22 protein-coding genes are annotated in these 24,485 nt (G+C 40.9%); 16 read left to right on the top strand and 6 right to left on the bottom strand.

Translation table 11 applies throughout. The features are described from left to right. A partial coding sequence (locus tag D9603_RS17700; RefSeq protein WP_194086975.1) for a transglycosylase domain-containing protein occupies positions 1-658 on the bottom strand: 658 nt, incomplete at its 3' end. 129 nt (positions 659-787) lie between these two features. On the opposite strand from D9603_RS17700, the gene D9603_RS17695 reads away from it, so the two are divergent. The 9 genes from D9603_RS17695 (at position 788) to D9603_RS17655 (ending at position 9,678) form a co-directional block, all read left to right on the top strand. Continuing rightward, positions 788-1,867: a pilus assembly protein PilM gene (locus tag D9603_RS17695; protein ID WP_125252296.1), complete on the top strand. Its 1,080-nt coding sequence runs from the start codon at positions 788-790 to the stop codon at positions 1,865-1,867. Beyond that, positions 1,855-2,427, top strand: a complete 573-nt coding sequence (locus D9603_RS17690; RefSeq protein WP_125252295.1) for a PilN domain-containing protein — start codon at positions 1,855-1,857, stop codon at positions 2,425-2,427. Before D9603_RS17695 ends, D9603_RS17690 begins: the two co-directional genes overlap by 13 nt. 16 nt (positions 2,428-2,443) lie before the next feature. Then, the gene (locus D9603_RS17685; RefSeq protein ID WP_125252294.1) at positions 2,444-3,049 is read left to right on the top strand and encodes a type 4a pilus biogenesis protein PilO; all 606 of its coding nucleotides are present in this window, start codon (positions 2,444-2,446) and stop codon (positions 3,047-3,049) included. Further along, a complete protein-coding gene (locus D9603_RS17680) occupies positions 3,046-3,588 on the top strand; it encodes a pilus assembly protein PilP (RefSeq protein WP_125252293.1) in 543 nt (180 codons plus the stop codon). Before D9603_RS17685 ends, D9603_RS17680 begins: the two co-directional genes overlap by 4 nt. Beyond that, positions 3,578-5,644 carry a type IV pilus secretin PilQ family protein gene (locus tag D9603_RS17675; protein WP_128732306.1) on the top strand — a complete coding sequence of 689 codons (2,067 nt, stop codon included), beginning with the start codon at positions 3,578-3,580 and terminating at the stop codon, positions 5,642-5,644. The genes D9603_RS17680 and D9603_RS17675 overlap by 11 nt, the downstream gene beginning before the upstream one ends. A 149-nt stretch (positions 5,645-5,793) precedes the next feature. Continuing rightward, positions 5,794-6,312 carry a shikimate kinase AroK gene (gene aroK, locus D9603_RS17670; RefSeq protein ID WP_010607062.1) on the top strand — a complete coding sequence of 173 codons (519 nt, stop codon included), beginning with the start codon at positions 5,794-5,796 and terminating at the stop codon, positions 6,310-6,312. Between the two features lie 25 nt (positions 6,313-6,337). After that, entirely contained in the window at positions 6,338-7,408 is a 1,071-nt protein-coding gene (gene aroB / locus D9603_RS17665; RefSeq protein WP_128732305.1) for a 3-dehydroquinate synthase, read from the top strand. Then, positions 7,409-8,791, top strand: a complete 1,383-nt coding sequence (locus tag D9603_RS17660) for an AAA family ATPase (RefSeq protein ID WP_128732304.1) — start codon at positions 7,409-7,411, stop codon at positions 8,789-8,791. A 47-nt stretch (positions 8,792-8,838) separates the two neighbouring features. Then, positions 8,839-9,678 (top strand): Dam family site-specific DNA-(adenine-N6)-methyltransferase, encoded by an 840-nt coding sequence (locus tag D9603_RS17655; RefSeq protein ID WP_125252289.1) that lies wholly within the window; start codon positions 8,839-8,841, stop codon positions 9,676-9,678. A 9-nt stretch (positions 9,679-9,687) separates the two neighbouring features. Here the strand turns inward: D9603_RS17655 and D9603_RS17650 are convergent, their stop codons facing one another. Then, positions 9,688-9,882, bottom strand: coding sequence for a DUF2970 domain-containing protein (locus tag D9603_RS17650; protein WP_125252288.1), 195 nt, complete (start codon positions 9,880-9,882; stop codon positions 9,688-9,690). A 28-nt stretch (positions 9,883-9,910) separates the two neighbouring features. Continuing rightward, the gene (locus tag D9603_RS17645; RefSeq protein ID WP_128732303.1) at positions 9,911-10,213 is read right to left on the bottom strand and encodes a hypothetical protein; all 303 of its coding nucleotides are present in this window, start codon (positions 10,211-10,213) and stop codon (positions 9,911-9,913) included. A gap of 137 nt (positions 10,214-10,350) precedes the next feature. On the opposite strand from D9603_RS17645, the gene rpe reads away from it, so the two are divergent. The 7 genes from rpe (at position 10,351) to D9603_RS17610 (ending at position 19,956) form a co-directional block, all read left to right on the top strand. Further along, on the top strand, positions 10,351-11,022 hold the full coding sequence (gene rpe, locus D9603_RS17640) for a ribulose-phosphate 3-epimerase (RefSeq protein ID WP_125252286.1): 672 nt from the start codon (positions 10,351-10,353) through the stop codon (positions 11,020-11,022). Then, on the top strand, positions 11,022-11,687 hold the full coding sequence (locus D9603_RS17635; RefSeq protein WP_125252285.1) for an HAD-IA family hydrolase: 666 nt from the start codon (positions 11,022-11,024) through the stop codon (positions 11,685-11,687). The genes rpe and D9603_RS17635 overlap by 1 nt, the downstream gene beginning before the upstream one ends. Positions 11,688-11,712: 25 nt before the next feature. Beyond that, entirely contained in the window at positions 11,713-12,717 is a 1,005-nt protein-coding gene (gene trpS, locus D9603_RS17630; RefSeq protein ID WP_128732302.1) for a tryptophan--tRNA ligase, read from the top strand. A 1,035-nt stretch (positions 12,718-13,752) separates the two neighbouring features. Continuing rightward, entirely contained in the window at positions 13,753-14,607 is an 855-nt protein-coding gene (locus D9603_RS17625; protein ID WP_125252283.1) for a hypothetical protein, read from the top strand. 71 nt (positions 14,608-14,678) lie between these two features. Further along, complete coding sequence (locus D9603_RS17620) at positions 14,679-15,947, top strand: efflux RND transporter periplasmic adaptor subunit (protein ID WP_241651707.1); 1,269 nt, start codon at positions 14,679-14,681, stop codon at positions 15,945-15,947. Position 15,948: 1 nt separating this feature from the next. Continuing rightward, positions 15,949-19,065: a CusA/CzcA family heavy metal efflux RND transporter gene (locus tag D9603_RS17615; protein WP_128732301.1), complete on the top strand. Its 3,117-nt coding sequence runs from the start codon at positions 15,949-15,951 to the stop codon at positions 19,063-19,065. Then, positions 19,066-19,956 (top strand): EamA family transporter, encoded by an 891-nt coding sequence (locus D9603_RS17610; protein ID WP_125252281.1) that lies wholly within the window; start codon positions 19,066-19,068, stop codon positions 19,954-19,956. It begins immediately after the preceding gene. 564 nt (positions 19,957-20,520) lie between these two features. On the opposite strand, the gene D9603_RS17605 is transcribed toward D9603_RS17610, so the two are convergent. From D9603_RS17605 to D9603_RS17595, 3 genes are read right to left on the bottom strand one after another with little or no spacing between them, the layout of a single operon-like run. Continuing rightward, entirely contained in the window at positions 20,521-22,167 is a 1,647-nt protein-coding gene (locus D9603_RS17605) for a class I adenylate-forming enzyme family protein (RefSeq protein ID WP_128732300.1), read from the bottom strand. A gap of 10 nt (positions 22,168-22,177) precedes the next feature. Beyond that, positions 22,178-23,011 carry an aldolase gene (locus tag D9603_RS17600; RefSeq protein WP_128732299.1) on the bottom strand — a complete coding sequence of 278 codons (834 nt, stop codon included), beginning with the start codon at positions 23,009-23,011 and terminating at the stop codon, positions 22,178-22,180. 29 nt (positions 23,012-23,040) lie between these two features. Then, a complete protein-coding gene (locus D9603_RS17595; RefSeq protein WP_125252278.1) occupies positions 23,041-24,330 on the bottom strand; it encodes a 3-dehydroquinate synthase II in 1,290 nt (429 codons plus the stop codon). Positions 24,331-24,485: the final 155 nt, after the last annotated feature.

Raw genomic sequence — 24,485 nt, 5'->3', positions numbered from 1 at the left:
TTTTTGCGCGCTCTGGATTACGAATGGGGTTCAGTGCCGAAGGTGCTTTGGGTAACCCTGCTATCATGGCCATTTCAGGTAGAGTTAGTTCAGAAAGTGTGCGGCCATAATAAACCTGGGCTGCCGCACCAATACCAAAAGCACGATTTCCCAGCTCGATTTTGTTCAAGTACAGCTCGAAAATTTCATCTTTTGTTAATAACTGCTCAATATGCAACGCAATAAAGATTTCCTTAACTTTACGAATATAGGCTTTCTCTCGTGTTAAGAAAAAGTTTCTCGCAAGTTGCATGGTCAATGTACTTGCCCCTTGTTTCTTTTGACCGGTTGTGATCAGTACTAATGCTGATCTGACAATTCCTATTGGGTCTATTCCGAAATGATCATAAAAACGGTTATCTTCTGTGGCCAAAAAAGCGTTACGCATCGGTTCAGGAACATCTTGTAGACGTACAGGTATTCTGCGCTTCTCACCGAATTGATTGATTAATTTGCCGTCCCGTGTGAAGACTTGCATAGGGGTTTGTAATTGAACATCCTTCAAAACCTCTACACTTGGTATGTCAGATTTGACATAATAATAAAGGCTGATAAGTGTCAATACGCCTAAAAGGGTACAAACAAAAGCGAATTGTAAAAATCTTTTCAATAATTTCACGGAATTATCCCTAGTTAGACTCCCAATTACAGGTAGACACTGCTAGTATATCTTGATTAAAAAACGATTAATATTTTTGTGTGCTAAATTTTTATAGAACACAAACTGAAAAGGAAACGAGCGCTTCACATGCTGAGCAAACTACTAAAAAAACAAGCACCTCTGATGATTGGGATCGACATTGGTTCTCATTGTGTCAAAGCGGTGTTGCTGTCTAAAACCAGTTCCAGCTATCGTGTCGAAGCCGTTGCCATTGAGCCTATTCCTAAAGGCGCAGTAAATGAAAGAGCCATTCAAGATATTGAGGCTATTGGCAATGCGATCACTAAAATGAAGCGGCGCATTCCAAAACTTACACAATCTGCTGCAGTTGCTGTATCTGGTCAGACTGTCATTACCAAAGTGATCTTTATGGACGTGTCATTAACTGATGCTGAACTTGAGTCTCAGATAGCAATTGAAGCAGATAGCTTAATTCCATACCCATTAGACGAAGTAAGTCTAGACTTTGAAAAGATAGGTGTAAACGAAGCGGATCCCTCTAAGGTAAATGTCTTGTTATCAGCAGCACGAACTGAGAGTGTGCAGGCACGAGTTGGTGCTTTGGAGGAGGCTGGATATAAAGCGAAAGTCGTGGACGTTGAAAACTATGCGTTGAGTCGAGCGATGGATGTAATTTACCCTGAGTTACCAAACGATGCTTTTGATAAAGTCGTCGCGATGATAGACATTGGTGCTGTACTTACGCTCATCAGTGTTATTCAATCAGGAAAAACGATTTATACCCGAGATCAAGTGTTTGGCGGAGAACAGTATACCAACAGTATCGTGGCTTATTATAATAAGACATACGATGAAGCTGAACTTGCGAAAACGACAGGGGATTTGCCTCCTAACTATACGTTCGAGGTTCTGGCCCCTTTTCAAACCTCATTACTTCAACAGATACGTCGCGCAGTTCAGATGTTTATGACCACTAGTGGTAAAGATCACATTGATTATATTGTGTTAACTGGGGGGACGGCGCTGGTGGAAGGGCTAGATAAACTATTGATCGATGAGTTAGGTATCCACACGATTGTGGCTGATCCATTCACAGAAATGGAGATCGCACCTAAAGTGGACAGGCATGTTCTACAAAAGCACAAGGCTCAATTTGCGTTGGCTACGGGCTTGGCACTACGGAGCTTTTCATCATGCCACATATAAATCTACTTCCTTGGCGAGAGCAACAAAGACAAGCATCTCAGCAGATCTTTTTGACCATTATTGCGGCGATTATTGCAACTTGTTTACTGTTTATGTATCTAGCCGGTAGCTTCTATGATGGTTTAAAAACAGGACAAGAAATAAAAAACCGTTATCTAGAAAGTGAAATATCATTATTGGATACGCGTATTGTAGAAATTAATGATCTAAACAAGCAAAAAGAAAACTTGCAACGCCGTATTAGACTAATCGAAGAGTTGCAGCTAAATCGCAGCTTAGGGACACAAATCATAGATGAAATTGCTCGGGTTGTGCCCGCTGGGGTCTACCTCACTAGTCTTGATAGGCAAGGTAATATGATTAAAGTGATAGGTCGCAGTGAGTCTAACAACCGTTTGTCACAAATGTTAAGACAAGTTGAATCATCATACTTGCTTGAACGGCCAGTGATCCAAGGGATTGTAGCTGGCGAGCAGAGTTCAAAACTATTAAGTGATTTTACGATGCACTTTTATGTCAAATCTCATGATGACATTAGCCTAGCTGATAAAGCGAAATAGGGTGGAGGGTAAGTAGATGAGCTTTGACTTAAATAGTTTAAAAGAAATAGATTGGAATGAATTAGAGCTTGATAATATCGGTCACTGGCCGTTTCCTGTTAAAGTTTTATGTTCTATTTTGGTGGTCATTTTGATGATCATTCTAGGGTATAACTTGATGGTCTCAAGCTCCATTGATCGATATGAGCAAGCACTGAAAAAAGAGCAAGAGCTTAGAACGAGTTATCGTATCAAGTATGCAAGAGCAAATAACTTAGAGTTATATAAACAGCAAATGATTGATATGGAGGCGCAATTTACTGAGTTGTTAAGACGCTTACCAAGTTCAAATGAAACCCCAGGATTACTTGACGATTTAACTTATGTTGGCACTTCTAGCGGTTTAACGTTTTTAAAAATCGGCTGGATGCCTGAAATACGTAAAGAGTTTTACACCGAATTACCAATTAAATTAGAAGTTATTGGTAAATACCATGAGTTTGGTGAATTTGTCAGTAAAGTGTCAGAATTACCTCGAATTGTTAGCTTACATGACTTTAGAATTGAGAATGCTGGTAATGGGGAGCTGGTTTTTAGCGTAGTGGCTAAGACGTACCGCTATGAACAAGGAGGCCAGAGATGATCCGACTGTTGCTCTGTACATTGTCGGTGTTGTTCATGTCAGGATGCAACGATAGCACTGCTGAACAAAAGGAGTTTATCGACCAAGTTAAGGCCAGCTCGATACCAAAGATAGAGCCTATTCCTGAAATGCAAAACTACGAGCCTTTTAAATATAGTGCATCTCAATTACGTAGCCCATTTGTAGCACCGCAACCAGAAGTGATTGAGAACAAGATGGTTCAGGTCAAAAACTGTTTACACCCAGATCCTGATAGAAATAGATACCCACTAGAAAAATATCCTTTAGACAATTTAAGAATGAAAGGGATAATTGCAAAAGAGAATGGTCGTTGGGCGCTAATCGAAGCGGCAACACAAGGCTTATATAGAATACAGCGCGGTGAATATATGGGACTTTACCATGGTAAAGTGCTCAGTGTACAAGCGGATCATTTAGAGCTGTTAGAATTAATTCCTGATGGAACGGGATGTTGGAAAGAACGACTAACCAAAGTGGAAATGTTAGAGGCAGAACAAGGTGGCTCGAGTGAATACTAACAATAATCAAAGAACATTAACGTATAGAGGCACTCGAACGATAATTCAGTCAGTGCTAGGCGCTGCATTTGTTGGCCTGTCATCAATTGCTCAGGCTATTCCAATGTTATATGACATTCGCTATAACCCGGTTCCAACGGGGGAGACTCAGCTTCAGCTGGTATTTGATGAAAAGCTGAGCAGTGAACCGAGTGTGAGTGTTAATGGTGAAAACACAAGTCTTGAACTGTTCTTTCAGCAAGCTGAATTTGAAGAAAGCTTAAAGATGCTGGAAATTAACAAAGCAGGTATCAAAGGTATCACCAGTCAACTGCGCGATGGCGGATTTACTGTTGCGATTAATATGGACGAACTCAAGCTCTACAAGACGGAAGTGAAAAATAATTTGGTGATTGTAGAGGTTTCTGGTCAACCTATTGTTTCAGAGCAAGATCAAAGCGAAAAAGTAACCTCTTTTATCAATCAAATTCAAGCGATTGACTTTCGCCGTGGTGAACAAGGTGAAGGTAAAATTTTAGCTTTTCTTGAACATAATCAAGCCGCTATTGATGTCCAAGAGCGTGGTGGCAAAATTATCGCTGATTTCCATCATATTGATATTGCAGAGGATCTGTTATACGAACTAGATGTATTAGACTTCGGTACTGTGGTGTCGCGCATTGAGACTTTCAAAGAAGAGAATAAAAGCCGTATCGTCATTGAACCAAATGCGGCATTTAAGTTCTCATATCAGCAGCTTGATAATATCTTTACACTGGCCGTAGAAAAAGATGAAGGTAACAAAACGTTTGGAGATCAGAAAGAGTACAAAGGTCAACCTATTACTTTGAACTTTCAAGATATTCCTATTCGTTCTGTGCTACAAATTATCGCCGACACTAATAACTTTAACTTAGTCACCAGTGATACTGTTTCTGGGAACATCACACTGCGCTTAGATGGGGTACCATGGGACCAGGCGCTTGATGTGGTGTTGCGGGTAAAAGGGTTAGATAAACGCATGGACGGCTCGATCTTAATGGTGGCACCATCGGAAGAGCTAGCTGCGAGAGAGGCGAAAGAGTTACAAGCACGTCAGCAAGTTGAAGAGCTGGAGCCATTATATAGCGAATATATTCAGCTCAATTACGCAAAAGCGGAAGAATTTGCTGATTTGCTGAAAACCGACATTAACTCTATTATCAGCCATCGAGGCAGTGTCTCTGTGGATAAGCGTACCAACACTCTATTGATAAAAGACACATCGCGTAGTATTGAAAGCATCCGCCGTATGGTTGAAACTCTGGATGTACCTGTGAAGCAAGTGCGGATTGAATCGCGAATGGTGACGGTGGATGATACCGTACAAGAAGATTTAGGCGTACGTTGGGGGTTCAGCGATCAGCAAGGGAGTGATGCTATCTCCGGTACACTCGAAGGGGCCAACTCACTTTCTAATGGTATTATTCCTTCGTTAGATAACCGCCTAAATGTAAACTTGGGGGTTAAGGGGGTACCTGCAGGTAGTATCGGTATGCATATCGCAAAGCTTGCTGATGGCACCTTGATTGATTTAGAGCTGTCAGCCCTAGAACAAGAAAATAAAGGTGAGATAATCGCAACCCCAAGCATTACAACGGCGAACCAGAAAAAAGCGCGTATTGAGCAGGGAACAGAAATACCCTATGTGGAGGCATCTTCTAGTGGAGCGACCACGGTTAGCTTTAAAAAAGCGGTACTCAGCTTAGAGGTGACACCACAAATTACCCCTGACAACAAAATAATTCTCGACTTAGTGATTACACAAGATACTAAAGGTGATACTGTGCAGACGCCAAATGGCCCAGCAACAGCAATCAATACCCAAGAGATCCAAACACAAGTTCTGGTTGAAAATGGTCAAACTATCGTTCTTGGTGGAATTTATCAGCAAGAGGTAAAAACAGCAGTAAGTAAGATCCCGGTGTTGGGCGATATTCCATATTTAGGTCTATTGTTTAAGAACTCTCGTGATATTAACGAGAAGCGGGAACTGTTGATATTTGTAACACCTAAGATCATTCAAGACAGTTTATAGGCCCGTAACAATAAAAGTATTGCGCTTTTTGCGCAGTTTGACTTGAAATTGTTCACGGATTACTGAGATAATCCCCTCCTTAATTTTGGGGCCAGGTCGTTAGGCGGGGTTTTATTTCAAATTTTAGAGTTCGTTTGTACTAAAAAGATATGGCTGAGAAACGTAATATATTTCTAGTAGGCCCGATGGGGGCTGGTAAAAGCACGATTGGTCGTCACATTGCAGATCAATTACACCTTGAATTTTTCGATTCAGATCAGGAGATAGAGCGTCGTACTGGTGCAGATATTTCTTGGGTTTTTGATATCGAAGGTGAAGAAGGGTTCCGCAAGCGTGAAGAAAGCGTCATCTCTGATCTGACAGAAATGCAAGGCATTGTGTTAGCGACAGGTGGCGGTTCAGTGATCAGCAAAGAAGTGCGCAACAAATTGTCTGCGCGTGGTATTGTTGTTTACCTAGAAACGCCAATCGAAAAACAGGTAGCTCGTACTCAGCGTGATAAGCGTCGTCCATTACTACAAACCAGTGAAGACTCACGTGACGTACTAGAGCGCTTAGCCGATGAGCGTGAACCACTTTATAGGGAAGTGGCCGATCACGTTGTTCGAACGGATGAGCAAAGCGCGAAAGTAGTTGCAAACCAAATTATTGAAAAGTTAGATTTCTAATTAAAACACCGTAGGAGGGGAAGCCATGCTTGAATTAAAGGTTGATTTAAACGAGCGCAGCTACCCCATCTTTATTGGTGAACACCTCTTATCTGACGAAGTGCGACTTAAGCAATATGTCGGTCAAAATCGTCCTGTTATTATCACTAACTCTACTGTTGCTCCTATATATTTGGACAAGCTACTTGGTGTTTTTGATACACAATCTCCGCTGCACTTTATTCTTCCGGATGGCGAGCAGTTTAAATCGCTTGAGTGGTTTGAAAAGATTTCCGCTTTTTTACTCGAGCACAATTGTGGACGAGATACGTGTTTAATTGCACTCGGTGGTGGTGTCGTTGGTGATTTAACGGGCTTTGTTGCCGCTTGTTATCAACGTGGAGTCGCGTTTATACAAATACCAACGACGTTATTATCACAAGTCGACTCTTCTGTCGGTGGCAAAACAGCAGTAAACCATCCTCTTGGTAAAAATATGATTGGCGCTTTCTATCAGCCAAAAGCTGTTTTTATTGATACCAAAACGTTATCTACTTTGCCTGCAAGAGAATTTGCTGCGGGTATGGCTGAAGTCATCAAATATGCGTTGATTTACGATGCTGCGTTTCTTGATACGTTAGCTGCGCAGCATAGCCAGTTAAACGCATTGGATACAGAAACCCTACAGCAAGTGATTTATAAATGCTGTGCAATAAAAGCTGAAATTGTAGCCAAAGATGAAACAGAGGCAGGGCTTCGCGCATTACTAAACTTAGGTCATACCTTCGGTCATGCGATTGAAGCGCAAATGGGTTATGGAAAATGGTTACATGGCGAAGCGGTTGCTGCAGGCATGATGATAGCTTCACGATTGGCATGTCGACGAGACTGGTTGAACAGTGAAGAGGTAGAAAAAATCGCTCAGGTCATTGCCTTATATCAGTTGCCAATAGAGCCACCAAGCGAAATGACCGCAGAGCAGTTTTTACTCCACATGCGTAAAGATAAGAAGAATAAACAAGGTAAAATTCGCTTTATACTGCCAACACAGCTGGGACAATGCGCTTTGGTTGATGACGTAAGCGATGAAGATGTGGTCACTCTGATAGGGCGTTAAATGCAGTCGCAAATTTTACCAAGCAGATCTGCGTTGGTAGATAGAATTGCTATGCAGTTCGATTATGGGCAAAACCTGATAACCTTAGTCGGGTCGTCTGGTCTTGGCAAAAGCTATCTTGCTGAGTCATTTCTTACTGATAAATACCCAGAGTTTAATAAAGCTTTTGTAAAACTCTCTGCCAATACCAAAGAGTTTGATGTTATACATCAGCTACTTGAGCATAGTTTTCGCAGTCCTCTTATCGATCAAAAACTTTCTCTTAGCGAAAACTTTATGTTGCTTCATGACGAGCAGCCTTGTGGGCCATGCTTATGGGTTTTAGACAATGCTCGGCATTTGACTGAAGAGTTGGCGCTACAGTTACAAAAACTAGCAACAACAGCCCGAGAAACTATTTATATTTTAGCGACAGCACAGCAACCACAACTCCTTCCAGGTAGCCTAGACATTCATATAGAGCCACTTTCATTACTTGAGAGTAAGCGCCTGATGACGATGTTTTACAAAGATCTTCCACCTGATGAAGATCCTATTTTCAACACCTTTGTAGCAGAAGCACGGGGTAACCCCAGTGTTTTGTTATCGTGGCAACCGGAATCGCAGCGTTTGGATCTACGTGAGACGGGGTCAACAGATCGCGTAAAAACACAGTGGCAGTGGTATATCATCGCACTATGCTTAGTGTTGACAGCTTCTATGGTCGCTTTGGTCTATCAACAAGAAATAAAGCAATATTGGGCACCGACGCAAACGAACACGCAAAGCGTCGCAACAGCGCTCAATGCACAATCTGTTTTTGAACCTTCGAATACGTCTCAAAAGGAAAGTGAAGTGCCAGGCACGACATTACAGGAGCAACCACCGGCTGCCCTTAATACTGATGAAGGGGAAATCGCTGCCGTTGGGAGTATATTGTCGGCGTTAATGGAAGCTGAGAAGAAAGAGAAAAAAATGCTACACAATGAGGCGCAAGTTAACCAAAGTATGGAGCCTCAAGATGATGAGCTCAAGGTTGGCACCTCTCAAAATACCACCGCTATTGTTAGTGCTGCGCGCCAACCGGTAGCATCTGAGCCTATTTCAGGTAATGAATGGTATAGCAATCGAACGGATGAAGAGTGGGTCATACAACTACTTGCAGTGACTGAGGTTGGGATAGCCGCTGCATTCATGGCGGAGCATAATGATGTGGTTATGCGGCAGTTTTCAGTGATAAGAAATGGGCGAACTTGGTTTGTTGTTACATCAGATGTGTATCCTAATTTAGATATGGCAAAGCAAGCGAAGGCTGAATTGCCCGAAGTATTGCGTAAAGGGCAGCCGTTTTTTAAAAGAGTCAGTAAAATTAAGCAAGAAATTGCTCAGTCTCTCGGTAATTAGCCACATTTAGTGTAAAATCGCGCAACCACTCACGACATAGAACGAGCATGCAACAAAAGACTAGAGCCTTCTTAAAATGGGCAGGCGGAAAATACAGCTTAGTAGAAGATATTTCTAAGCGCTTACAATTAGCCAGTTATGAAGCTGATACACTAGTTGAGCCTTTTGTTGGAGCGGGATCTGTTTTTTTGAATACGCAGTTTAAACACTATGTACTCAACGACATTAACGCAGATCTGATTAATCTCTATAAAGAGTTAAAGCGAATTCCTGATGAGTTTATTGCTGATGCTAAACGTTTATTTGTCGATCTAAATAATCATCCAGATGCGTATTACGCCTATCGTCAACAGTTCAACGAAAGCATTGATGTATATGAGCGTGCAATCTTATTTTTGTATATGAATCGCCATGGCTATAATGGTTTGTGCCGCTATAACCTCAAAGGTATTTTTAACGTACCCTTTGGTAAGTATAAAAAACCTTATTTTCCAGAGCATGAACTATACGTGTTTGCTGAGAAGGCGCAGCGTGCGACTTTTACTTGTAAGAGCTACAGTCAAGTATTTGAGAATATACCCAAAAATGCGGTAGTGTATTGTGATCCCCCGTATGTTCCATTGAGTAAGACGGCTTCTTTTACGAGTTACGCAAAAGGTGGATTTAATTTGGACGATCAGGCTGAGCTTGCAAACTTAGCGGAAACTGCGGCTTTTGAGCAGCAAACGCCTGTGCTCATATCAAATCATGATACAGTGTGGACTCGGAAGATTTATAATCAGGCCAGTTTAGATGTGATTAAAGTAAAACGAACCATTAGCCCCAAAGGCAATGGGCGTAATAAGGTCAACGAGCTAATGGCGCTGTATCACCAACCAAAAAAATAAGCCGGTCAGCTAGGCTAAAACCACGCCATTAACAAACCAAATAAGACCTACCACAAACAAAAAGACGAACAAAACACCAGCCAAAGCAAATGGCCAAAAGCGCTTTTTACTAAAGTCATACTCTTGTTTTTGGCCACTCTGCACACCAAACATTGCTGCGCATACACTTTGGACTAGTGCGAGTTTATTAGTAGAAGAAGCCATAGTGTTTACCTCTCAGACCAATGGTCGATTAATAAGGAGATGAAACTTTACTACTGCTTTGATTGTCCTTAGAACCAATTAATAGCTCTAACAGATCTAAGTAATGAAATTGACCATTGGCACTGCCACCTGTCAGCCACGCAGCCCAACTTGTATGTGCTTCACGTTGACACTCTGAAGCACTAACACGTTGGCTTAAACTATTTGAATTACATACACATGCGTTGTAGTTGGTGGCAAACTCTTGGCTATTATCAAAAGAAAGTACCCCTGCTGATACGGCGAGCACTGCCGACAGCAGAGCAATCCGTGCTTTATATCTAGAAACCATAACCCTATCCCCAGAAAATAGATATTGGATAATAATACACAATGTTCGTTTATTGCACAATCTTAAAAGGTCGTAATTCGCAGACTTTCTAGCCAATTTACGGTACAGTATCGGGGTCTTACATTTAGGGGTAAAGTATGTCTGATTTTTTAATTGCACCGTCGATTCTATCCGCAGATTTTGCAAGGCTTGGAGAGGATGTTGAAAAGGTATTGGCAGCAGGCGCTGATGTTGTCCATTTTGATGTGATGGATAACCACTATGTACCTAACTTAACTTTTGGTCCAATGATTTGTGAGGCACTGAGAAATTACGGTGTGACTGCGCCAATTGATGTGCACTTGATGATTAAACCTGTCGACAGTTTGATCCCTGAGTTTGCCAAAGCAGGTGCAAGTATTATCACTTTTCATCCTGAAGCAAGTGATCATATTGATCGCAGCCTAGCATTGATCAAAGAATCTGGATGTAAAGCGGGCTTGGTGTTTAACCCTGGTACGCCGCTTCATTATCTCGATCATGTTATGGATAAAATAGATCAGATCTTATTGATGTCGGTAAATCCAGGTTTTGGTGGGCAAAGCTTTATCCCGCACACGCTAGAAAAGTTAAAAGAAGCGAGGGCACGTATCGAGTCTTCTGGTCGTGATATTCGTCTTGAAGTTGATGGTGGCATTAAAGTCGATAACATTGCTGAGGTTGCGGCTGCAGGTGCTGACATGTTTGTTGCTGGTTCTGCGATTTTTAACCAGCCCGACTATAAAGCCGTTATCGATGCAATGCGTCAAGAACTGGCAAAGGTAAAATAATGCGTTTTGAGGGGATTCTATTTGATCTCGATGGCACACTAGTTGATAGCGTCGAGGATATGTACATGGCGCTCAATTTAACGCTTTCTGAGCTTGCCCATCCTATTGTTAGCCATGCGCTGGTTCGTGAATGGGTCGGCAATGGTATCGATATGTTGGTAAAAAGAGGTCTCAGCGGTAGTAATGAGGTCAGTGAAAACTTATCGGAAAGTTTGGTGCACACCGCCGTTGAGCGTTTTAAAGTACACTATGATGAATTAGTGGGTCAGTATGCTGGATTATATCCACATGTTGAAACGGGACTATCTGCATTTGCGAATGTGCCAAAAGCCGTAGTGACCAATAAAAATCGCGCATTTACATTAAAACTGCTGGATAAATTAAACCTCACATCGCACTTTACTTGTATTGTGTGTGGTGATGATACAGACAAAAAGCCCTCACCAGCACCACTAATGCTGGCAGCAGAACGCTTAGGGATACCGACAGATAAGTTGATTATGGTAGGCGATTCCAAAAGCGATATTTTAGCGGCACAGGGTGCCAACATACCTGTGATTGCGCTTAATTATGGGTATAATCAAGGATTCGATTTGAAAGAGTTCAATCCACAGTACCTTTGTGATGGATTCTTAGATATTATTCCCATTATCAATCAACGTTAATTCAATGAAAAAATAAAGGAACGACATGAGTAAACCTGTAGTATTAAGTGGTATTCAGCCAACCGGTGGTATGACAATAGGCAATTACGTAGGTGCCATAAACCAGTGGCTTAAACTACAAAATGACCATGATTGTCACTTTATGCTAGTTGATTTACATGCTATTACTGTGCGTCAAGACCCTGCTCAATTACGCGAGCGTGTACTTGATGGTGTTGCGCTTTATACTGCATGTGGAATAGATCCAGATAAATCAGCGCTGTTCGTACAGTCACAGGTACCAGAACATGCGCAGTTGGGTTGGGTGTTAAACTGCTATGCCCAGATGGGCGAGTTAAACCGCATGACGCAGTTTAAAGATAAGTCAGCAAAACACTCAAACAACGTTAATGTGGGATTATTTGCATATCCTGTTTTACAAGCGGCAGATATTTTATTGTATCAAGCTGATCAAGTGCCTGTGGGCGAGGATCAAAAGCAACATCTTGAACTGACACGTGATATTGCGACGCGCTTTAATAACCTATACGGTGATGTGTTTAAGGTACCTGAACCTTATATTCCTGAGGTTGGCGCGCGAGTGATGAGCCTGCAAGATCCGTTGAAAAAGATGTCAAAATCGGACGATAATCCAAACGCTTTTGTGATGCTGCTTGATGAGCCGAAAAAAATTGAGAAAAAGCTGAAAAAGGCTGTCACCGATTCTGATGAACAAGCGCGTATCTACTTTGATCGTACTGAAAAGCCGGGTGTATCTAATTTATTAACTTTGCTGAGTGTTGCAACTAAACGTTCTGTTGAGGAATTAGTGCCGGAGTACGAAGACAAAATGTATGGACACTTGAAAAAAGATACAGCAGAAGCAGTTGTTAATATGCTAAACCCAATACAAGCCCGCTTTAAAGAAATCCGTGAAGATCGTGCTTTGTTGGACGAAATTATGCGTAAAGGTGCTGAGAAAGCAGGCGCTCGTGCAGAGCAAACGTTAAAAGCGGTATATAACGCGGTCGGGTTTATTCCAAGAGGCTAAACCTATTTTCACAATGGTGTGATTGGTATTGAGAGAAGCTAGGGTCTGCTTAATGTAGGGCTTACTGTACATGAGGGTACAATTCTACTGCAATACCAATCATATACTACCTTGTATGCTTAGTGCATTTACATTTACTATATTTAATCAATACTTGTTTGTTGTTTTAGTTGTAGGGGGGCTTGCGACTAACAATGAAATAGTAAACTTACCCTCATCAAGAATTATTCTAAAAAAATACATAAAATCACCTGTAAAGGACTAAATCCTTAATTTTTCATTAACTTTTAATTTGTATTAACAATTAAAATAATTTGAAATTTTGTATTTTTAATAATGTCTATTAGCAATAAGTCTTATGTAAATTTATGGTTTTTATATAGTGATAATCTTATCCTTTCAGTTATAAAACTTTATATTACATAGCTATTTTTATTCTTTTATACAATAAAAATATATCAACAAGTTCTTATCCTTTTCTATCAGGCTATGGCTAAAGAAGTTCGTTATACTCTATGGCCGACAATACGAAATCCCCAAAGTGCACTTACAGCATAGCTCCTCTTGCTTTTTCAATTGATATTCACGTGCAGCCACTCTATCAAATTAATAAAAACTCAAAAAGCAAATAATAATTATTACTAATTGAGACTTGTTTAGTCTTTTTTAGAAAGCGCTGTATAACCTGAGAAATAAATACTCTGGATTAATAAAATATTCCAAATTTTACCTCATGTACCAGAAATATTTCACTATGTACTACTTTTGGTACATCACTGAGAGGAATATGAATAATTTGCTATCTACAACGTGAGGAAATTTTAAAAAGTGCTAATAAAGTCTTAAGAATGACTCTTAAAGTTAATAGAGTAAGGTGGTCATTTATGTCGGATTTCATAAGTAATTCAATATTTAAATAGATAAATTTTCTCCGTTAAGAATGAATAATAGCTAACAAAAATTAGTTTTTTATTTACATGGCGTGGTTTTTGCTGCGGCGAGGTTGGTTTTAACCAAAAATAAGGAAAATTCAGAATGAATTTAAAATCTCTAGCATTAATCGGACTAATCTCAACTTCTGCTTCAGCAGCAACTCAGTTAGTCGAAAATAAATATCCAGTAACAAACCCTGAAGTATTCGGGAAGCAAGTCTTCGATGATGGCATGCATACTCTACGAGTATATGGTGAAGTGATGCACCTTGGTGGTGGTACTGTTAATACATGGATTTCTCTTGCAGCAGGTGGATACTATAAAATTGGTATGACTTTCTCACCAGAAATTCTTGATATTAATAATCTGCCTACTGAAGCGACGCACCATGATGCTTACTTAGACTTTCCTCGTCTAGCTGGAAGCCCATTCAAGCATTCTTATTTCTCATGGAATCCAGCGGGTCACGCGCCAACCAACATCTATGACATTGCACACTTTGATATTCACTTATCATTCTTTGAAAAAGAAGAGTTAGCGGCTATTCAGTTTGCAGATCCGGAAGGTCAAATTCTGCCTCCAGCAGAATACATGCCACCAACATCAATTGCGCAAACTTTCCCTGACGGCAGCTATATCAACGTGCCAAGTCAAGGTGTTCACTGGTATTACGAAGATACACCTGAATACAACGGTGGCGTATTTACAGAAACTATGTTGTGGGGTTCGTACAACGGCAAGCTTAGCTTTGTTGAGCCAATGATCACGTTCGACACAATTATGACTGAAACGTTCTTTGAAAAAGAGATCGATATGCCATTGTGTGTAGAAGCTACAGGCTTCTATCCAAAAGTGTACGGTTGGCAGCATAAGCAAAATGCGGAAGGACAAACATACATTGACGTGTATATGAAGGACTTCGTATTTATGCGTGCTAACGCACCTGGTTGTAGATAATAGGTGTAAAGGTGGCCGTTAGGTCACCTATTTTCACTTCAATGTTCCATCTTGATTAAAGTGCAGTTTTTATGAACAAAATATTCCATTGGATAGTCGTGATCTTAGTATTTATTTTAATAATGAGTACTTCATTCTTAGTTTATGCTTTTTATTCCGATACTTCAGATATTGATGAGACACTATCTACTCCAAAAGTTGCTAATAACGTTGTAACAAAGCAACCCGTGTATATCTGTCCGATGCACAGTCACATAATAAAAAACCATCAAGGTGAATGCCCGGTATGCGGCATGAAGCTAGAAGCTGTAACTCATCAACACGCAGAGGCTGATGCAAAAGCTGAAATTACCCTCTCAGGTTTAATGCAAGCCAATGTTTCTCTCTCTACCTCCAGTGTAGAACGTTCCACTCTATGGAAATATATCGAGACACTTGGTCAGGTGGATTATGACCGCAATCGTGTACTTGACCTACACACTAAAGCGAAAGGTTGGATTGAAGCTTTAGCAGTAAACACAGCGGGGGAGAGAGTTTCCAAAGGACAGTTGCTGTATAAAATCTATTCGCCCGATTTAGTGGCTGCTCAGGATTATTATCTCGGTATTTTTAATAGTACCCGAATGAATAAGAAGCTACTTGAGCGCGCGTATTCTCGTCTGCTTTTGTTGGGGATCACTGAAGATATAATCAAAGAAATAGAAAAGCTTGGTGACTCTATCGATATTTTACCGTTTTATGCGCCTTTTGACGGTGTCGTTTCTTCAATGAATATGCAAGAAGGCTCTTACGTTGTCCCAGAACAAAAAATGATGACACTCTCTGATGCCTCAAATGTATGGGTAGTCGCTAATGTCTACGAACATCAAATCGACTGGGTGCGCTCAGGCAAGTGGGCAGAGGTTGATATACCAGCGTTAGGTATCGAAAAGCTAGAAGCTAAAATTGAGCACATCTATCCTGAATTAGACCCTGTTACTCGAACGCTGCGTGTGCATCTCTCGTTGGATAACGCCGAAAATATTATCAAAAAAAATATGATAGCGAATGTTCGTATCTATGGCGGTGGTAAAAAAGACGCAATCCATGTTCCTGAAAGTGCAGTGATCCGAACTGAGCATGAAAATAGAGTCATAGTTAAAGAAGGTGATAATCGTTTCATTCCCAAAGTCGTTAAAGTTGGCATTAGTACCCAAGGAAGAGTAGAGATATTACATGGGTTACAAGAGGGAGAAAAAGTCGTTACCTCAGGACAGTTTTTAATTGACTCGGAGTCTAGTATCAAAGAAGCCATATTACAAATGGCTCAAAGAGACGATTTAAGTAGTAACGAGAACTAACATGTTAGCGCAAATAATAATTCAAAGTTTAAAAAATAAATTTCTTGTTATGCTGGTGTTTTTGGGGCTGGGCTTAATGGGCTTTCGTGCACTAGATAAAATCCCATTGGACGCAATCCCTGACCTTACTGATGTTCAAGTCATCATTAAAACTTCTTATCCAGGTCAAGCTTCCGAAATTGTTGAGCAACAAGTGACTTATCCACTGTCAACTTGGTTACTGTCTGTGGCTAAAGTGAAGGCTGTGAGAGGATGGTCATTCTTCGGTGACTCCTATGTCTATGTGATCTTTGAAGATGGAACGGATCCTTATTGGGCAAGAACGCGGGTACAGGAATATTTAAGCCGTGCAGAAACCATTTTACCTGACGCTGCAAAACCTAGTATGGGGCCTGATGCTTCAGGTGTAGGTTGGATCTTTCAGTATGTACTAAAAGACACAACAAACTCTCGTGATCTTAGTGAAATGAGAGAGTTGCAAGATTGGTTTTTAAAATTTGAACTGCAATCTGTGCCTGGTGTAAGTGAAGTTGCCACCGTTGGTGGCATGGAAAAGACCTATCAAGTTGTGCTTGATCCACTTAAATTGATGCAATATGGGCTCACCATAGCGCAAGTAAGAAGTGCAATTCATAATGCCAACAGTGAGCAGGGTGGCTCTGTGATGGAGATCGCTGAGGCGGAATACATGATCCGCGGCCGAGGATATTTAAGCACATTAGATGATTTCGATAACATTGCATTGGGCATTGTAAATGATGAAGGTATGCCGCTGACTTTGAAGCATGTGGCCACGATAAAAACAGGCCCACAGTTGCGCAGAGGAATTGCAGATCTTAACGGGCTAGGGGAAGTGGTTGGTGGTATTGTTATCATGCGAGATGGTGAAAATGCCTTAACGACCATCAATCATGTAAAAGCAAAGATTGCACAGTTAAGCTCAGCGTTACCTGATGGCGTTGAGTTTGAAGTGGTGTATGACAGAAGTAAGTTAATCACAGCCTCGGTCGATAATTTACAATCCAAAATACTTATAGAAATGGCTGTAGTCGCGGTTGTTTGTTTTGCCTTTTTACTACACATCCGCTCGACCTTAGTAGTGGTGCTGTCTATTCCCTTTTCGTTATTAATTGGCTTTTTAGCGATGCAGTGGTCAGGATTAAATGCAAATATCATGAGCCTTGGCGGGATCGCGATTGCCGTAGGTGCCTTGGTCGATTCGGCCATTGTGATGGTTGAAAATGTGAATAGACATCTATTAAATTATCAAAAGCGTACAGGCATACAACCTTCAAATCGAGAGAAATACAAAATAATTGAAACCGCAGCGACAGAAGTCGGGCCTGTTTTATTTATTTCACTGCTGATTATTACAATTGGTTTTTTTCCGGTGTTTGCCTTAGAAGGTCAAGAAGGGAAACTATTTACGCCATTGGCACTGACGAAAACATTTGTGATGGCAGCAACCGCATTGCTCAGCGTCACTTTAGTGCCGGTATTAATGAGCTTGTTGATCAAAGGGCAGATCCCAGATGAAACTCGCAACCCACTGAATGCCATACTGATCCGCGGTTATACGCCGTTTATTAATTTTGCTTTGGCATCTCCCAAGCTTGTGATGTTTATTGGCGGAGTGGTAGCAGTATCAATGGTATATCCATTGATGAAAATGGATAGCGAATTTATGCCTGATCTATACGAGGGAGACTTGCTGTACATGCCCTCGACATTACCAGGGGTATCTATCGCCGAAGCGGGATCTATCTTACAAAAAACAGATCAACTGATAAAAACTGTCCCTGAGGTTGAGTCTGTTTTCGGTAAAGTTGGCCGTGCAGATACCGCAACCGATCCTGCACCACTCACTATGCTAGAAACGACAATTCAACTAAAACCTGTAGAGCAATGGCGTGCAGGTATGACACTTGAAAAGATCATTGCAGAGCTGGAGAGCAAAGTTAAGTTGCCTGGCGTGACAAACACTTGGGTACAACCGATTAAAACTAGAATTGATATGTTGTCTACTGGCGTGAAAACTCAGCTTGGTATAAAAATATCCGGTGAGAGTTTGACTGAGCTTACTGCGCTTGGTGAGCAGATAGAAGGGCTGCTCAATCAGCTTGAAAGCACAGGATCTGTGTATGCAGAACGTACTCAATCTGGCAGGTATATAGATATTGAGCCAAATAGAGTCGAAGCTGCGAAATATGGCTTAATGATCTCAGATATTCAAGATGTCGTTAAATTTGCCTTAGGAGGCGCGAATATTTCAGAAGTAGTCGATGGACGCACGCGTTTTCCAATTAATCTGAGATACCCAAGAGTCTATAGAGATAATATAGATGCCTTAGAAACGGTGCCATTTCTGACTCCAACTGGGGCTTGGGTGACTCTCGGACAGGTTGCAAGCATTGAGGTCAAAGACGGACCTGCGGTAATAAAAAGTGAAAATGGCTTAATGAGCGCATGGGTGTTTATTTCTGTTACCCCGGACGTTGCTATTAGCGATTATGTCGATGAAGCAAGTGCTCTATTGGCAAGTAACATTGATTTACCTGAACGTTATACATACACGTTTACAGGCCAATACGAGCACATTGAACGACTAGAGAAAAAGTTACTAGAAGTTATCCCTCTGACGGTATTGGTTATCTTCGTGTTGCTTTACATTGCGTTTCGTTCGAGCGCGCAGGCTTTGCTGGTGCTCTGTACATTGCCTATCGCAATTTCAGGTGCACTTTGGTTTGTTTACTTTTGTGGTTATCCAATATCTGGCGCGGTCGTTGTCGGAATGATTGCACTAGGCGGTGTTGCAGCTGAGTTTGGTGTGGTGATCACCTTGTATTTAAATCAGGCTCGCGCAGAGCAAAGTAACCTGGTTGAAGCTGTTAGAGAAGGTGCATTATTGCGCATACGGCCAAAAGCGATGACTGTTTTCACTATTGTTGCAGGGTTGATCCCCATTATGTTTAGTATGGGAAGTGGGGATCAAATTATGCAGAAAATTGCTGCGCCAATGATAGGTGGAATGTTGGTCAGCCCAATCATGTCTATGTTGGTTATTCCTGCGGGATACCTAGTTTTATATAGATATAAACAAAGGAAATTGGAGGAATAAATGAAACTAAAAGACTTTGCATTGGCCATTCTCGTCACTGCGATTTGGGGCTGGAACTTTTCCATTATTAAGTTGGGACTAGACACTTTAGACCCGTTCATGCTGGCAGGACTGAGGTTTTTATTTTGTGCTATCCCATTGATTTTTTTCATTGAAAGACCGAATACCTCAATAAAGGCCATTGCTTTTTATGGGCTGTTATTTGGCACCGGCGTTTGGGGAATGGTGAATCTAGGGGTTTACCTTGGCGTCTCGGCAGGTGTTGCTTCATTGTTGTTACAGTTTAGTGCTTTCTTTACGGTCTTCTTTGGGATGATCTTTTTTAAAGAAAAAGTTGGATTACAACAATGGATAGGTTTCTCGTTAGCAATGCTAGGTTTGCTGTTGGTATTAAACTTGACCGATGGCAGTGTTTCATACCTTGGTGTCGCTTTTGTGTTACTGGGTGCGCTGTGTTGGGCGTTAACGAATGTAGTGGTGAAGCAAGTGAAACCGAACAATGTGTTTTCATTTGTAGTGTGGGCGTGTCTGTTTTCTGCTTTCCCGCTATTTTTGTTAGGTTATTTTGTCAATGGTGCAGAGGCAATGCTATTAATGACCAAAAATATCAATAGCATGGCGCTATTTTCTATTTTCTTCCAAATATATCCAGCCACGCTGTTTAGCTTCTGGATCTGGAGTTCATTAATGAAACAATATCCTATTTCTACGGTTGCACCGATCTCTTTGGTTGTACCTTTATTTGGATTGATGGGGTCAATGGTGATCTTTAATGAAGAGATAAATGCGGAAAAGATCATCGCATTTGCCTTGATCTTGACAGGATTGATCGTTGGACTATTCGGTAACAAGTTTTATCGCATGTTGGTGCCAGCACCAAAACAAGCATAAGCTTCACCTTCACTTTGAAAGAAGCTTTCACACTATGAAAAACCTTTGAAACAGCATGCTAGGCAGCTTAAATAAGGTTTTCAAGCTACCTTTTAAAAGCCATTGATCCGATAAGCATCAATGGCTTTTTAGTTTTTATTAATTCGTACTTTATCGTTGCTGGCGCGAATGACACCGTACTCGCGTAGTCTTCACTCGATAAAAGTGGGCATCGGATAATCATGAGCATGCGCTGAGTTTAACTGGCTGATCTTGCCTAAATCTAAGCGAACTTTTCTTTACAAGTAGGGGGTAATGACCTCTAAAAGTTGTAACTTCCCCAAAAATGAAACGGTTCATAAGTAGAATTTTCTATTACCTAATATAAGAAAGAGCCGGGAATTCAACTCCGAAGTACACCCCCGTTAAAGCGGGCTGTTTGAGAGTATCAATTATCCGATGCTCAGGTTTTATAGGTGCAGGTACTTTAGTGAATGAAGGGTCGGCTTAAAGGCTGATATTATAAGTGAAAAAGCCACAGCAAAGAGTAGGCTTTGTTGTGGCTTCAGCAGTTAGAACTCAAAATTAAATAAAGACTTTTATTTCACTTTGGTCGTCATGACGAAGTACACGTTTAAGTACTTTGCCAGTTACCCCTTCTGGCGCATAGGCATTAGCGTTGGATACCACAGAGATACTGTTGAGTGATATCACGTTGTGCGCTTGTAACCAGGCATTTATTTGGGATAACAAATCATACAAGTATGATTCTTGCGTATTTTCAGTGACCAAATCAACTCGGATTGCGACCTTAGTTGCTTGTTTGTCATCTAAGTATGTATAGATTGAGCAGTCAAAGATCTCATCAAAACGTTTGAGGATCAGCTCTTCTGTTAATAAGCTATACAGTGTTCCATCTTGGGTTTCAATTTTGTCAGTGATCCTATCTAAATGATAGAAATAACCAAGTGTATCCTTACGCACCAGATCGCCCGTGATCCAGTAGCCATTGACACGTGATTTCTCACTGATCAACGAGCTATTCCAATATCCAGGTGTAAGCGAAGGAGATTTAATACCAAGCCGGCCAACCTGACCTGCAGGAAGTAAATTACCATCATCATCCAATACCTGTGCATCAACCCAAGGTTGTGGCTTACCAACGCAACGATCATAGTCGCGCTTACCGCGGTAATGATTTACGGTGAAAAGGGAAGATCCCATTTCTGATGAACCCAAGCCGTCAATGTAAACAGAGCCAGGTTTTCGCTCTGCATTGTTAAAGTGGCTGCCCCATTCAGTTAAATGCTTTACATGTCTCTCATGTGCTGCATCTCCTGTACTACGCCAGTAATTAACGCTTTGTAGCAACTCAGGGTTGGGCTCATCTCTTACTAGTTCAACGAAAATCTTTGGAAACGCTACAACAAAGTTTGGCTTAAAACTGTCAATTTGCGCCGCTAAGCTCTTTGGTGATTTATCGCTCAGTACTAAAGTTGGACAGCCGCGCATGCTGGCTTCCATTAGGTATGCCAATCCCGAATTATGGGAGTGTGGCAACGCCGTTAAGTAACGGTCCAAATTGTCGATTGGATTACCTAACCTGAACCGAATACCATGAAAATATGGCTTATGTGCAGCAATAACGGCCTTTGGAATACCAGTTGTACCAGAGGTATGAGTTAGTAGTACAGGATCTAACGCATTGTGTACAAAAGGATAAACCGTAGGCAATTGTGTTGTCGCTTTTTGTTTGACTACTTCATCAATGATGAAAAACTGAATATCATCATGTTTATCAACAGCTGTGAGCTCTGATAATCGATTCTCAGTAGTTAACACAAGTTTTGCTTCAATATGTTGAATGTATTGAATGGCAATACTTGGTGCAAGCTTACTGTTGATCAGTGCTGGAACCGCACCTAAGCTTGATAGCGCAATAAACTGGATGAAATAGTCTATCGTATCATCAATAAATACCGCAATTACATCTTTAGCAGTAACCCCTTGTGCATGATAAAAAGCAGACCACTGCTTTGCAGTATTAAGCAAACTCTGATGTGAGAAGCTAAAAATTTGCGTATTATCAAAACCAATAATTGGTCGCTCTAAAAAGATATAATCATGATCTTTATAGCTGTTTTCTCGCAGTAAATAGTGCAGGAAATTACCTGCACCTAACTGATCATTTTGAAGTAATTTGCAAAGTTCAAAAGGATCTATTTGGCTCATTGATTACTCCTTAACCGGCATAACTAACAGATTCTTGCTCATCCACAACGCTCATAGATGGTTGTGAAGCGCAAGGAGTGTTACGCAATACTTTTGCGAGGCGAGAGAGTAAAAAGTCTTTGTTATCGCTTTGGAATACACCTCTACCAATACATAGACCTTTCGCACCATATTCCATCGCTGATTGTGCCTTATGCAATAGAATATTTTCGTCACCTTTCTCGCCGCCGGCAAAAAATATTGGCGTGCCATCGTCAGAAGCACTCAGAAGATCAGGAAGGTACTCATCTTTCTCAGGAAAGCCAATTTTGAGTGCATCACTACCAAGCTCAACACCCATGCGGATAAATGAGCGCATGCGATCAACAGCCTCAATACCTTGAGCATTTGCTTTGTCATATACCATGCTTAGCAAAGGGATCCCAAGGGCGTGTGCTTTATCAGCAACAGCGCCGAGTAATCGCGTATTATGTGCAGCGTTGCTTTCGGTAAAGTTAACCTGGATTGATACCGCATCTGCTCCCAATTGAACCGCATAGGCCAAATCAGTAACTAGTTGCTTAGTATCAGCATCCTCAAATAGGCTATTCATACCATTCAAGTGAACCATCACTCCCGTTGAGGAGGGGATTGCATCCGCTAAGATTAGCTTCTCAATCATCCCTTTATGCGCGATGATTGCACTAATATTTGCATTGCTTACCCAGCTTTGAATTGCTTGAGTAGACTCAATTCCTTTGATAGGACCTACAGTAAGGCCGTGATCAATGGGCACAATAAGCCCCGCAGATTGCTCTGGATAGAGCAGTCTGCTTAAACGTAACTTTCTTCCAAAATAACTCATATTGACTAATCCTTTGAGTTGAGCTGTGATTACTTCTCTATGATGTTTTCATCTATTTTGATACCAACGTGACGACCAACTTCAGTGGTGTAGCCCAGTACTTTGTCACCAGCTTTTAGTTCAGAAATGTTCAGTGGTTTAGCATCTGCAGAGAAGATACGAACATGCCAGTCATCCTGCATGATGACGTTCACTTGTTCACCATTAGGGAACTCGACTTCAATGATACGTAGTGGGCGTTTTTCGATTTTTACACGACCTACAGGTGCTGTTCTTACGCGACCTTTAGAGTTTACTAGCATGACATTAGAGCCTGCTTTTAGCTCTGACATGTAATCTGTTCTGTCGTTGGTGTTATAGACATAGCTGTGTACGGCACCAGCATTAACTCTAAATGGACGTAGCTCCATATATGGTAGGAAGTAAACTTCAGGACAACATAAAATACCGCCTTGAGATGTTGAGCCAACTAACATACCTTCATCATCATCAAATAACGTACCAGTGTCGATACATGCGCGGTAACCCATACCTACTGGGTAGCTTGCTTTTACAGTACCAACTTGGATAGGTAGATTATCTTGCTCACGATGTTCCATACGAGATATAAACTCGTCTAAATACGAGTGTTCTTCAGGTGAGTAAATAACACCTTCTGCACCGTATTCCATTACACCTAATGTAACAATTGCGTCATCAACATCTCTTGGCGATGAGATTTGCTTCATTAGAATAGTGTTGGTTTTTTGCAAAGATGCGATCACAAGTTCGAGTGGAATATTCGTTGGATCTTTAAATAGGATACTTAAATAATCTGCCTTTAAACCATCATATACTGAACTGTGTAGGCTATCGTTGTCATCTACATAACAGTGATAACATACTGAAAAACCCTCTTCTTTTAGAGGTAGAATCATCTGGTTATCAGTGTAGCTAACGACCAATCTTTTTGATTTATCTTCTTTAAACTGTTTACAAAGCTTGCTCTTCTTAAATTGCTCAAGCTCTTTTTTATCAGATAGCTTTAAGATAACTAACATTCTGTTAGGAATGTACTTAATTAAATTCTCGATATTATTTAAATAAGTAATAATACCTGAATACTGTAAATTAATTATTCTTGCAAACATGTCGTCATCCGGAGACTGTTGCTTTAGATTTTTTGTATCAAACCAGATGATAGGTCCATTCAGCTCGGCTCTTTTATCATTTTTACCTTCGCCGATATTGCTTAATTTAATCGCATTACGGCGATTAATATTTTCAGCTGTTTCATACTGTTCAGTTACCTGTTCATCTTTTTTGACGGTAGCTTCCATTTTCTTGTCCTTAAATTATTGAGTAGTTGATTTGGTCGACATAGGTAGAGCAAGAAACGAACCATAATAAAACTTCTTTTAAATCATGCGCTTGATTGTTCGTCTAATAGGGGCGGGATAGAAAAAAGTACATGGTGTATTTTTTTTGTTACTGA

Origin of the sequence: Pseudoalteromonas sp. PS5 (assembly GCF_004103255.1) — a bacterium.
In the GTDB taxonomy this organism is placed as follows: domain Bacteria; phylum Pseudomonadota; class Gammaproteobacteria; order Enterobacterales; family Alteromonadaceae; genus Pseudoalteromonas; species Pseudoalteromonas peptidolytica.
The sequence above is the reverse complement of the archived record's forward strand: the minus strand, read 5'-3'. Positions and strand labels throughout refer to the sequence as shown.

What these genes read in the sequence shown, in the direction of transcription:
- D9603_RS17625 (WP_125252283.1), top strand. Translation starts at nt 13,753, where the DNA reads ATGAATTTAAAATCTCTAGCATTAATCGGACTAATCTCAACTTCTGCT.
- rpe (WP_125252286.1), top strand. Translation starts at nt 10,351, where the DNA reads ATGTCTGATTTTTTAATTGCACCGTCGATTCTATCCGCAGATTTTGCA.
- D9603_RS17695 (WP_125252296.1), top strand. Translation starts at nt 788, where the DNA reads ATGCTGAGCAAACTACTAAAAAAACAAGCACCTCTGATGATTGGGATC.
- D9603_RS17655 (WP_125252289.1), top strand. Translation starts at nt 8,839, where the DNA reads ATGCAACAAAAGACTAGAGCCTTCTTAAAATGGGCAGGCGGAAAATAC.
- D9603_RS17600 (WP_128732299.1), bottom strand. Translation starts at nt 23,011, where the DNA reads ATGAGTTATTTTGGAAGAAAGTTACGTTTAAGCAGACTGCTCTATCCA.
- D9603_RS17680 (WP_125252293.1), top strand. Translation starts at nt 3,046, where the DNA reads ATGATCCGACTGTTGCTCTGTACATTGTCGGTGTTGTTCATGTCAGGA.
- aroB (WP_128732305.1), top strand. Translation starts at nt 6,338, where the DNA reads ATGCTTGAATTAAAGGTTGATTTAAACGAGCGCAGCTACCCCATCTTT.
- D9603_RS17685 (WP_125252294.1), top strand. Translation starts at nt 2,444, where the DNA reads ATGAGCTTTGACTTAAATAGTTTAAAAGAAATAGATTGGAATGAATTA.
- D9603_RS17615 (WP_128732301.1), top strand. Translation starts at nt 15,949, where the DNA reads ATGTTAGCGCAAATAATAATTCAAAGTTTAAAAAATAAATTTCTTGTT.
- D9603_RS17650 (WP_125252288.1), bottom strand. Translation starts at nt 9,882, where the DNA reads ATGGCTTCTTCTACTAATAAACTCGCACTAGTCCAAAGTGTATGCGCA.
- trpS (WP_128732302.1), top strand. Translation starts at nt 11,713, where the DNA reads ATGAGTAAACCTGTAGTATTAAGTGGTATTCAGCCAACCGGTGGTATG.
- D9603_RS17610 (WP_125252281.1), top strand. Translation starts at nt 19,066, where the DNA reads ATGAAACTAAAAGACTTTGCATTGGCCATTCTCGTCACTGCGATTTGG.
- D9603_RS17635 (WP_125252285.1), top strand. Translation starts at nt 11,022, where the DNA reads ATGCGTTTTGAGGGGATTCTATTTGATCTCGATGGCACACTAGTTGAT.
- D9603_RS17620 (WP_241651707.1), top strand. Translation starts at nt 14,679, where the DNA reads ATGAACAAAATATTCCATTGGATAGTCGTGATCTTAGTATTTATTTTA.
- D9603_RS17595 (WP_125252278.1), bottom strand. Translation starts at nt 24,330, where the DNA reads ATGGAAGCTACCGTCAAAAAAGATGAACAGGTAACTGAACAGTATGAA.
- D9603_RS17690 (WP_125252295.1), top strand. Translation starts at nt 1,855, where the DNA reads ATGCCACATATAAATCTACTTCCTTGGCGAGAGCAACAAAGACAAGCA.
- D9603_RS17660 (WP_128732304.1), top strand. Translation starts at nt 7,409, where the DNA reads ATGCAGTCGCAAATTTTACCAAGCAGATCTGCGTTGGTAGATAGAATT.
- D9603_RS17645 (WP_128732303.1), bottom strand. Translation starts at nt 10,213, where the DNA reads ATGGTTTCTAGATATAAAGCACGGATTGCTCTGCTGTCGGCAGTGCTC.
- aroK (WP_010607062.1), top strand. Translation starts at nt 5,794, where the DNA reads ATGGCTGAGAAACGTAATATATTTCTAGTAGGCCCGATGGGGGCTGGT.
- D9603_RS17605 (WP_128732300.1), bottom strand. Translation starts at nt 22,167, where the DNA reads ATGAGCCAAATAGATCCTTTTGAACTTTGCAAATTACTTCAAAATGAT.